This window comes from Maribacter sp. UH1 (assembly GCF_056839145.1).
On the sequence record NZ_CM166387.1, the window covers coordinates 2,631,302 to 2,643,447 of the forward strand.

Genomic DNA, 12,146 nt, shown 5'->3' on the forward strand with positions numbered 1-12,146 from the left:
TTATTAAAAAAAAAGGACATTGATGATTTCTTAATCTACATTATTTTTTTCTCTGGCGTATAAACGAACCTTTGCTGTAATCATAAATAATAACTTAATATGAAGAAGATAATAGCATTTGGAGCTAGTAATAGTAAAAGCTCAATTAATAAAACATTGGTTACGTATACAGTAAATAAAATTGAAAATGTAGAAATTATTGTTCTAGATTTAAACGATTTTAATGCACCTCTTTATGGGATTGATTTTGAAAACGAACATGGAATTCCAGAGAATATATTAAAATTTAATAATCATTTAGATTCTGCAAATGGATTAATAATTTCGTTGGCAGAACATAACGGGTCTTACGCTTCTGTATTCAAAAACATATTAGATTGGTTATCGAGAATTGACCAAAAAGTTTGGAAAAATAAACCCATGCTTTTAATGTCAACATCTCCAGGGGCAAGAGGAGGAAAAACAGTCTTAGAAACTGCTAAAACATATTTTCCTTACTTAGGGGGGAATATCGTTTCTGATTTTTCCTTACCTTCTTTCTATGATAATTTCATAGAAAATGAAATCTCTAATGAAATATTGAAAACAGACTTAAACGATAAGGTTAATGATTTTCAGAAGTTACTTTAAATAGATTGTAACTAATTTAATGGGGAGTTGGAGCGCTTTAGTTTAACTAAAAATAGAACCCTTAAATTTTTTATGAAATCTAAATTTAAAAGTTAAGTACAGTCTCTAAAGCTTCATCGGCTTCTTTATGAATAAAATTAGCTTGATAATTTAAAGTAGTCTTTAAGTCACTATGTCGATACAGTTTTTGTAACATTAATGGATGTATAGAGTCGCCAGCAATGTTTCCGAAGCTGTGTCTTGCAATATGCATAGTAACTTTTTTCTTAATACCTGCTTTTTTTGTAATTGATTTAAGACAATCATTAAATTTTTTGTTGGCTGTTTTTAATTTATTAAATACATCTTTTGGATTCTTTAAATCGGCTTTTTTGAGCTCCGGAAAAATGAAATCATCATCACTTCTTTTGTCTGTTTTATAACTTTCTAAGATGGTTAGTATTTTATCTGAAATTTTTAAAGATAGAAGCTTAGAGTTTTTACTCATTCTATAATGAAATCTGTTATCGTAAACGTCTGACCATCGCGTTCTTAAAACATCAGAAACTCTCATGCCAGCAAAATTGAAACTAAATATCCATACGTTTCTTGTATGAGCTTCTCTATAAGTTAAATTTTCTAGTGATTCGATATTCTTGACCTCTGAAATGGTCAGTCCAACTTTGGTTGTTTCAGGAAATCTGATTCTTACCTTATCGGATCCAAAAGGATATAATTCTTTGTCTACAATTCTTTGTTTTATAGCTCGATTATAAAGTAAACGTATAAGAACAAGAATATTCATGATTGAGGTGTTAGACAAAGAATGTTTTGACTTTAAATTAACCATAAGCTTTTTCAAAAAGCGTTCATCGATTTCTTGAAATGTTAGTTGTCTGGATTTATGGAATTTTAATATAAAACCTATCCAAGCTTTATCAGACGATAAGCGATTTAGTTTATTGGCTAATCTCAAATCATCTAAATGTTCTTGTGCGAGTTCAAAAAATGTTGAGTTTCCACTTGAATTATATAACTCTTTTTTGATTTGATTGGCCGAAGCATCTTTCTTTTCGGATTGCAAAATAATTAGGGCCTTATTTGCTTCAGAAAGTTCTTGAGATAATAAACTGTTTAGACTGTCTGAATTCAGATGAGATTTTCTTACTCGTATGTTTTTGCTGTCCCAATCCTCAATATCAATGTAATGGCCAATATATTGATATGTTGAACGACGATTTTTTGTTATTCGGATTGCGAGTGGATATAAACCTTCTTTGTTAGGTTTTTTTCGAAGAACTATTTTGGCATTTGATGACATAATTAACCTGTTTTGTATACGAAAGCCAAATCAGGTACAACATAGGTACAACATTCTATTGAGAATATTTTTTACCAATAAAACACTTTTAAAGATACGAATTTATTAGGTTTTCTAGGTACAACATAGGTACAACAAATATTGAAATCAACTGATATTAAATGACTTTAAAGAAAATGAAAGAACATGTAAATTATTGATAATGAGACAATTTGTGTTCTTTTGGTCAAATATACGCTAGACTTAGGATCTAGTGCCTTGCGGTGTGAGAGTTCGAGTCTCTCCGCCTGTACAACGAGAAGCCTTTCAGGAAACTGAGAGGCTTTTTTTATGGAAAAAAATTATTGGAGATTCTATTCGGAGAGATGAGAAGTTTATCCTGATCGCAGCCGAAGGGAGTCTCTCCGCCTGTACAACGAGAAGCCTCTTGAGAAATCAAGGGGCTTTTTTTATGCGCTAGAATTAAATACTGAATATCTACAAGAGTAAAATGAATATTATTCAAGACGTATTAAACATTGTTTTTGTAATACTCAGAATAATAAGAAATAAATAACCTTAGTTGCCAGATAAAATATTTTAGACTTATAAAATATAAATCTGTTAAATCCTCAATTGGTATTTAACTCTTCAATTTAATATATGATTGGCTTTTGCGAGACTTTAAGTTAGATTTTTATATTCTTTATTTTAATTTTTCGCAATAAATGGACAGTTTAGTTGTGATATTATAATTTTAAGCAGGATACGGCAGGATACTTATAAATATTCAAACTGATAATTTAGAAACTTGAATTGATGATTCAATCAATAATGTTCAACCAAACTCAAGATTCTTATGAAAAACACGATAGGGTTTTTTAGCCACTTTTTTAAAGCAAAGACTAGTCTTAGTGCTAGTGTCTTAATTTTTTGTACACTAATGCTTAGTGATTTTTCATATGCTGCAAATAAAGGAGATGAAATAGAAAACACACTAAGCATAAAATTGCAACAGCAAATTAAAGGAACTATACTGGATGAAAATGGATCACCTCTTCCAGGCGCGTCTGTAGTTGTAAAAGGAACTTCAATTGGTACACAGACAGATTTTGATGGAAATTTTATAATTGAAGCTGCATCTTCAGATACTCTTGTTATTAGTTATATTGGATATTTAAAGCAAGAAGTAGCGGTAGAAACGCAAACAACTATTACTGTTCAAATGAATGTTGACAGTAATGTTTTAGATGAGGTAGTTGTGGTAGGTTACGGTACACAGAATAAATATATGGTTACTGGTGCTATATCAACGGTAAGTTCAGAAGATTTAGTGAAACTGCCGACCACTAATGCAGTAGAGGCGTTACAGGGTAAAGCATCTGGTTTAACTATTATTAATGGTGGAACACCAGGTTCAGAACCAACGGTTCGTATTAGGGGTATTGGTACTTTAGGTAATAATAATCCTGTGTATGTTGTTGATGATATTGTAGTAACCGATATATCTAGCTTAAGTGCAAATGATATTGAATCTATAAGTGTTCTGAAAGATGCATCTACAACCGCTGTTTATGGTTCTTTAGGTGCAAACGGAGTTATTGTGATTAAAACGAAAACTGGTAAAGCTGGAGAAGTAGCTTATAATTTCAATACTTATTTAAGTACTCAGTTTAAACCAAAATCACTTGACGTGTTATCTACAAGTCAATATTTATCATATGCAACAGATATGATATTAAACGCTGATTCTAATGCGACAGTACCAAGTCAGTTTACCGATGGTAGTTTAACAGGAAATAATTATAATTATCAAGATGAGATTTTTCAAACTGGATCTATTCAGAATTATGAATTTAGTGCTGCCGGAGGTAACGATGTTGCAAAATTCCGTCTTTCAGCTGGATATCAATCTCAAGAAGGAATTTTACTTAATACAGATTTAGATAGGTATACCCTAAGACTTAACAGTAGTTTTGATAAAGGCATATTTTCATTTGGCGAATCTTTAGGTATTACATATGCTGAGCAAAACCCACTTATACTGGCGTTTAGTGTTTCACCTATTGAGAATGCCATTAATATGGCGCCATATTTACCGTTTACTAATTCAGAGTATATAGGTGGGTATAGTGAGTTGACTGCAGAAGATATTAATACCACACGTAACCCACTTAGAACATTAAATAGAGAAGAACAGCTAAATAAAAACATAAGTATTTTAGGTAACGTTTATGCAAAAGCCAGATTAGCTCCTGGATTGGAGTATAAAATAAACGGAGGTATGAATTTTTACGATAATTCATTCAAGAAAACAGAACTTCCTTACGGTATTTCTGGTGGGCTTTTTAATCAGCTAATTACACGTTATACGTATTTTGATACAAGGGTGAAAACAGTAACGCTTCAAAATAGCCTTCAATATAAAACTACTTTTAATGACAAGCATAATGTAGAATTTTTGGGTTTATCTGAACGTCAAAAAAGAAAAACCACCACCTTAAGCGGTGTAGGTACAACCGATCTTGGTATTTCAGATATTGGCGCGGCATTATCCGGCGGAGCTGCAACAGTGGAGTATAATAAAATTGGATACTTAGGTAGATTAAATTATAACTACGATAACAAATATATTTTAGCGGCCTCAATAAGACGAGATGGTTCTTCTAGATTTGGAGCAAATAAAAGATGGGGAAATTTCCCTTCGGTAGCTGGTGGTTGGGTAGTTAGCAATGAAAATTTCATAAATGATACTTCAGTATTAAACTACTTAAAATTTAGAGCTAGCTGGGGTCTTGCAGGTAATGATAATAGTGCAGGTGATTATAGTTATGAATCTAGTTTACTTGCAAATTTTTTCTACGGTGACGATGCTGCTTTGGCAATTAGTTCTCTTCAGAATCCTGATTTACAATGGGAACAGACAGAAACTACAAATATTGGTGTAGATTTTGGTTTCTTCAAAAACAAAGTGACTTTTAGCGCAGAGTATTATAATAATACAAGCGATGATTTAATAGTTGCATTGCCGGCAGCAGCTTCTGTTGGGGTGCCAAATAGTACACCTACTAATATTGGTGGTATGACTACAAAAGGTTTCGAATTTAACTTAGGAATTAGCGAAGCGGAAAAAAAGTTTAAATGGTCTGCAAATTTAAATCTAAGTACAACTGAAAACGAGATTACAAATTTAGCTCCAAACGTAGAGCAAATTTTTAATGGTGATAAGCCCAATGTTTTAGCGAACGGGTCAATTTCTAGAATAGCAGTAGGGGAGTCGTTATGGCATTTCTATGGTTATGAAACTGATGGTATTTTTCAAAATGATGCTGAGATTGCTTCAGCGGCAACACAAAGTGGTGCGGCACCTGGTGATATTCGTTTTAAAGATAATAACGGAGACGGCGAAATTAATAGTGATGATAGGGTGGTTATAGGAAATCCTTTTCCAGATATCTCTTATGGTCTTTCATTAGACGGTAGATATAATAATTTTGACATCGCTGTTTTATTATCAGGTGTTGCGGGTAATGAAATATTCAACGCTACTAGATATTACTTAGACGGTGCATCGCAATTAACAAATACAAGTACAGCGGTATTAGATAGATGGACGACTACGAACCCTTCTACTACACAGCCAAGAGCAGTTTTAAATGACCCTAATCAAAATTCTAGAGTTTCAGATAGATACGTTGAAGATGGGTCATATTTAAGATTGAGAAATATATCAATTGGTTATAGTTTGCCTAGTGCAACTTTAGAAAGAATGATTGACGGTACATTCTCTAAGCTAAGAATATATATAAGTGCTCAGAACTTATTAACTATTACAGATTACTCTGGTTTTGACCCTGAAGTAGGTCCTTCATTGAATATAGGTTCTACCAGTGGTGATGGCAATAGTGAACTTGGTATAGATCGTGGACAATATCCTCAGTCCAAGTCCTTTGTATTTGGTTTACAAATGTCATTCTAATCTTAAACATAAAATATTATGAAAAAATATATCGCTACAATTATCACTTTTAGTCTTTTGTTGAACGCATGTAAGACAGATGATCTAGAACTATCTAACGGTTCTGGAGTATCTGCTGAAACATTCCCGCAAACACTGGCTGAGCTACAACAGACAATGAATGGCGTTTATTCGCCTTTACAATCTCAAGGACTATACGGTAGATACTTATTCTATATGTATGATTATATGGGTGATGATTGCCAAACCCAACGAGGAACTCCAGATTTATTAGAGTTCATAAACTACACTTTTACCTCTAGTAACAATGATATTTATTTATACTGGAAGAATGCCTATAATGGAATATCAAGAGCTAACTTTATTTTAGATAAAGAAGCTAATATTAATGAGCTTGAAGAAAGTGTTGCTTCACAAGAAGTAAAAGATAGATATATTGGTCAGGCAAAATTCTTAAGAGCATATTACTATTTTCTTTTAGTAGAAAGATTTGGTGATATTCCACTTTACACTACAACAAATGTAAGTCCTAACGGATTGGCGAAATCAGCAAAAGAAGAAGTTTATGATTTAATCATAAGTGATTTGACCGATGCTACAACTAAACTACGTTTAAAATCTAGCGAAGAAGTAGGTAGGGTAACCCAAGGTAGTGCAAATGCACTATTGGGTAAATTATATCTGTATCAGCAAGAATTTGCACTTGCAAAAGTTGCTTTTGACAAGGTTATAAATTCTGGGGAGTATAGTCTAATGGCTAATTACTACGATAATTTTAATGTTGAGACAGAAAATAACGCAGAATCTGTTTTTGAAATTCAATTTACTTTTGACGGTGGTAATGCTTGGGCATACGCTGATTGGGGAGGTCAAGATAATGGTCATTCTGAAACTACATTTAGGTCTGCTGAATATGGTGCTTTTGGTGGTTTTCATAATAATGATCCTTCTCAAGAATTATTGGATGAATATGAAGACGGCGATTTAAGATTTAGTGATAATTTTTACGTTGAAGGCGATGTTTATGGTATTGGTGGTGCAAATATCGTTACGGCTGACCAAGTAGGTTCAGTAAGTGCTTTATGGAGAAAATATACCAAAACTTATGGTCAAGATAATTCTAACTATAACGGTTTATCAGATATTAATCATCGTGCTATTAGATATGCAGATGTATTGCTGATGGCAGCAGAAGTAGAAAATGAATTAAATAATAGTCAAGTAGCTATAGATTACCTTAACGAAGTACGTGATAGGGTAAATATGCCTAATTATGGAACTGATGAAATGAATGCTACATTTCCTGTTACAACCAAAGCAGAAATCTTTAATGCCGTTGTTCATGAAAGAAGAGTTGAGCTTGCAGGCGAACAATCTAGATTTCCTGACTTAATGAGGTGGGGATTAATAGAAACCGTATTGGGTAGTAAATTTAATGCGAGTAAGAATTACTTACTTCCAATTCCTCAAGGGGAGTTCGATACAAATTTAATGTTAGACGCTTCGGCTGATCAAAACCCTGGTTATTAAGTAGGTTAGTTTTCTTTTGTGTAAAAACTGACCTTTATAAAAGGTCAGTTTTTTATTTCAAGTAGTTTGACTTTTATTTTCTTTATTTAAATTTCATAAGATGAGATATACCCTAAAAACACCGCATTTTCTTATCATCCTATTTTGTTCCATTTTTATCTTTGATTCATGTACTACCAAAGAAGAATATAAAGGAGGTTCAAGTGACCAACAGATGTTTGTAAAGAAAGATGCATCTTATTCTGGTATTGATTTTAATAATAGCCTTCTAGAAACAGAAGAGTTCAATTATTTTAATTTCCAATATATTTATATGGGTGGTGGTGTTTCTGTAGGTGATTTTAATAATGATGATCTAGATGATATTTACTTTACCGGTAATATGGTTGATAACAAGCTATATATCAATGATGGTGAATTAAAATTTACAGATGTAACTACTACATCAAATACGACCACGTCAAACCTTTGGTCAACTGGTAGTACAACGGTTGATATCAATAATGATGGGCTGTTAGATATTTATGTTAGTGTAGGTGGCAGAGATAATTTATTTTCTAATAAATTATTTGTAAACCAAGGTACTAATAAAAATGGTATACCCATTTTCTTAGAAGATGCTGAAAGTTATGGTATTGCAGATAAGGGTAGAACTCAACAAAGTATTTTTTTTGATTATGATAATGACGGCGATTTAGATTTATATGTAATCAACTATCCAACTACAGATTTTAAAACACCAGTTAGCATTTATGCGTTATTATTGAACAATGCACAGCATCAATCTTCAAGTCATTTTTATGAAAATAATGGTGATAATACTTTTAGCGATATCACTAAAGAAAGCGGTCTATTATCGTTTGGTCTAAGCATAGGGGTAAGTGTGTCTGATGTTAATAATGATGGTTTTAAAGATATTTATGTGTCTAATGATTTTGCTAGTCCAGATTTCTTTTATCTGAATAATGGAGATGGCACTTTTTCTGAAAAGAGTAAAGAAGTAACACAACAGACTTCGTACTATGGTATGGGTACGGATATTGCAGATTTCAACAATGATGGTTTGTTCGATATTATACAGTTAGATATGGCGCCTACTACGCACAAACGATCAAAAGAAAATATGGCAAGTATGTTGCCAGAAAAATTTGATGAAATTATAGGTCTAGGTTTACATCATCAATACATGTATAATAGTCTACAGCTTAATAGAGGCTTAGATCAAGAAGGTCTACCTGTATACAGCAATATTGCAGCATTTTCAGGTGTAAAATCTACAGATTGGAGTTGGGCTGGTTTGTTTGCAGATTTTGATAATGATGGACAGAAAGATTTGTTTATATCAAATGGTACAAGGCGCGATATCAACAATAATGATTTTTTTAATCAATTTAAAAAGTCTCTTTATTTCGAAAAAACTATTGAGCATAAAAAAGATGATTTTAAGATATTAGAAAAAATGCCTTCAGAACCCTTAGCCAATTTTCTTTTTCATAATAATGGGGATCTAACATTTACCAACAAGAGTAAAGAATGGGGACTGGGTGATAAAGCTTTTTCTAATGGTGCTGCATATGCCGATTTCGATAATGATGGCGATTTAGATTTAGTTGTTAATAATATTGATGCTACCGCAGATTTATATGAAAACACACTTGAGAAATCTAAGAGCGGTAATTTTTTAAAAATAAAATTCGAAGGAACTCAGCAAAACCCTATGGGTGTTGGAAATATTGTTACTATTTATAACGACGGAAATTTACAAGTATCAGAATTAATGTTGACTAGAGGGTATCAATCTTCAGTTGCTCCTAATATTCATTTTGGTGTTGGTGAAACTAAAACCATTGATTCATTGATAGTAAAGTGGGTTGATGGTACTACACATAAATTAACTGATGTATCAGCTAATCAAACATTGATCTTAGGCTTTAAGCAATCTATAAAAGAAGATAACAGAATTAGCTCTAAAGAGAATACAACCATTTTTAATAGCGGTGATAGAAGTTCAGAAATTAATTATACACATGTTGAGAATAATTATTTCGATTTCACAAAAGAGCCTTTATTGCCTCATAGAATGTCGCAATTCGGACCAGGATTAGTGGTAGGCGATATAAACGGTGATGGTCTCGATGACTTTTGGGTTGGTGGAGCGCTGAATAGAGCTGGCGCCCTTTATATTCAAAATAAAGAGGGGAGTTTTGAAAAATCCAATAATGAACTTTTTCAAAGTGAAAGTAGATATGAGGATATTGACGGAATCTTCTTTGATGCCAATAATGATGGTTTACAAGATTTGTACGTTGTTAGTGGAGGAAATGAATTTGAAGCTAATTCAAAGAATTACGAAGACAGGTTATATATAAACATTGGTGATGGCTTATTTAAGAGAGATGATTTAGCATTGCCTAAAGCTTATGAAAGTGGGGGTAAAGTGCTACCTATTGATTTTGATAACGATGGTGATTTAGATTTATTTGTAGGTTCTAGATTAGTGCCGCAAAATTACCCTACCCCAGCAACCAGCCATTTATTAGAGAATATTAGTAACGAGCAAGGTGTGAAATTCAAAGATGTGACTAGCATATCTTCCCCATTTACAGATTTAGGGTTGGTCACTGATGCAATTAGTATAGATTTCGATAATGATAATGATGAAGATTTAATTGTTGTTGGAGAATGGATGCCAATTACATTTTTAGAAAATGATAATAAATCATTTAAAAATGTAACTGATAAAAATTATTTAGAGCATACCACGGGTTGGTGGTATAGTATTGCCAAAGCTGATTTAGACAAAGACGGTGATCAAGATTTTGTAGTGGGTAATTTAGGATTAAACTATAAATACAAAGCAAAACCAGATAAAACTTTTGATGTTTTTGCAAACGATTTTGATAATAATAATCAATTAGATATCGTATTAAGCTACTATGAAGGTAAAAGACAATTACCACTTAGAGGAAGAGAATGTTCTTCTCAGCAAATACCAGGCATTGCAAAGAAGTTTGATAATTATGAAAAATATGCAGATGCAGATTTGGTCGATATTTATACAGAAGATAAGTTAGAAGATGGTTTGCACTATAAAGCAGAAAGTTTTGCCTCTGTATATATCGAAAATAAGGGAGACGGCTCTTTTAAAAGTAAGAAACTACCTAGCGAAGCACAGTTTTCTTCAATCAATGCCATACTGGTAAATGATTTTAACCATGATGGGAATAATGAGGTTCTAGTAGCTGGTAATCTTTTTGCTTCTGAAGCAGAAACACCTCGTAATGATGCTTCTATTGGTTTGTTAATAGAGAATAACGAAAATGGTCTACAACCTATATCATTAAAGAAATCTGGGTTTTTAGCAAAGAAGGACGTTAAAAAAATGAAAGAAATTACTATCGCTGGTCAACAGTGTATACTAATAGCGAATAATAATGATGCTTTACAAATAGTAGAGGTGAACTTAGATTAGTTTACCTTTTGCCATTTTATCAATGCTTCTAAAAAGTAATAATCGGCATAGTTCAAAGGTTCGTCATTTTCTTCTCCAGTATGAATATTACCTACAGAATGTTTTAATAGGAAACCTTGGTTGCTACCTAAATTTGCCAGATAATCATTAGACGAAAGTCGTCGTATTATCTTTTCGGCATATACGATCATAGCTTCTTTCTCCTCTGGTACGTAATTCTGTAATGACAATAGTGCAGAGGCGGTTACCGCTGCCGCAGATGCATCATGTGGTTCGTTTGGTATACCTGGAGCGTCATAATCCCAATAAGGAATTAAATCGTTTGGAATCTTCTCATTCTCCATGATATAGTATGCAATGTTTTTTGCTTGATTTAAGAATACTTGGTCTTTCGTGTTTTCATAAGTTTCAGTAAAACCATAAAGACCCCAGGCTTGGCCTCTGGCCCATGATGATGAATCTGAGTATCCTTGAGCAGTTTGCTTGCTTCTTACATTACCGGTTTTATTATTGTAGTCAATTACATGAAAGCTACTGTAATCTTCTCTAAAATGATTGTTCAGAGTTGTTAGCGCATGATTTGATGCTATTTTATAAAATGTAGAATCATTTGTAAATTCAAAAGCTTTGTACAGCAATTCTAAATTCATCATATTGTCTATGATTACTGGTGTATTCCACCCTTTCTCTGAAATCCATCCCATATCTGGTGTCGTATCCCAAGATTGTATTATTCTACTATTTGGTCTATATCTAGTAATTAAAGATGTTGCACCTTTTATAATTACGTTCTTGTAGAGGGTGTCATTCGTTAATAAATAACCATTGCCATAGCTACAGTCAAGCATAAACCCAACGTCATGTGAATTTGTAATGTACTTCACAGAGTCTAATGCAGCAGTAAATTTTATGGCATTAGCTTTCCATTCATCTTTCTTGTTGTGTTTATAAATGTACCAAAGAGAACCAGGAAAAAATCCACTTGTCCAATCTTGATAGGGAACTAATCGTACGCTATTATCTTTGGTTACACCTCTAGGTTGAAGTAATGGTTTTTCGTTAGAGATGTTATTGATAAGTAGGTCGTATTGTTTCTCTGAAAATAGAAAAACTCGATCAATTAACTCTTGTTTAGTTTCAACTTTATTCTCTGTAGCAATTAAAGTTGATGCCTCTCTTTTATATTTTTTACATCCAAAGAGGCAGGCTATTAGTACTACTATAATTGCAAATTTATCTTTCATCATCTTTTGATT

At 32.7% G+C, this 12,146-nt stretch carries 6 protein-coding genes and 1 tRNA gene; 5 read left to right on the forward strand and 2 right to left on the reverse strand.

The features are described 5' to 3' along the window. The first annotated feature begins 99 nt into the window (after window positions 1-99). Entirely contained in the window at window positions 100-630 is a 531-nt protein-coding gene (locus UH1x_RS11430; RefSeq protein WP_482621808.1) for an NADPH-dependent FMN reductase, read from the forward strand. 85 nt (window positions 631-715) lie between these two features. On the opposite strand, the gene UH1x_RS11435 is transcribed toward UH1x_RS11430, so the two are convergent. Then, complete coding sequence (locus UH1x_RS11435; RefSeq protein WP_482621809.1) at window positions 716-1,930, reverse strand: phage integrase SAM-like domain-containing protein; 1,215 nt, start codon at window positions 1,928-1,930, stop codon at window positions 716-718. Window positions 1,931-2,137: 207 nt separating this feature from the next. Here UH1x_RS11435 and UH1x_RS11440 point away from each other — a divergent pair. The 4 genes from UH1x_RS11440 (at window position 2,138) to UH1x_RS11455 (ending at window position 10,890) form a co-directional block, all read left to right on the forward strand. Beyond that, a tRNA-Leu gene (locus tag UH1x_RS11440) sits at window positions 2,138-2,222 on the forward strand. Between the two features lie 546 nt (window positions 2,223-2,768). Further along, window positions 2,769-5,888, forward strand: coding sequence for a SusC/RagA family TonB-linked outer membrane protein (locus UH1x_RS11445; RefSeq protein ID WP_482621810.1), 3,120 nt, complete (start codon window positions 2,769-2,771; stop codon window positions 5,886-5,888). Window positions 5,889-5,906: 18 nt separating this feature from the next. Then, a complete protein-coding gene (locus UH1x_RS11450; RefSeq protein WP_482621811.1) occupies window positions 5,907-7,418 on the forward strand; it encodes a RagB/SusD family nutrient uptake outer membrane protein in 1,512 nt (503 codons plus the stop codon). A gap of 100 nt (window positions 7,419-7,518) precedes the next feature. Beyond that, complete coding sequence (locus UH1x_RS11455) at window positions 7,519-10,890, forward strand: VCBS repeat-containing protein (RefSeq protein ID WP_482621812.1); 3,372 nt, start codon at window positions 7,519-7,521, stop codon at window positions 10,888-10,890. Here UH1x_RS11455 and UH1x_RS11460 read toward each other — a convergent pair. Beyond that, the gene (locus UH1x_RS11460) at window positions 10,887-12,134 is read right to left on the reverse strand and encodes a hypothetical protein (RefSeq protein WP_482621813.1); all 1,248 of its coding nucleotides are present in this window, start codon (window positions 12,132-12,134) and stop codon (window positions 10,887-10,889) included. The genes UH1x_RS11455 and UH1x_RS11460 overlap by 4 nt on opposite strands. Window positions 12,135-12,146 lie beyond the last annotated feature (12 nt).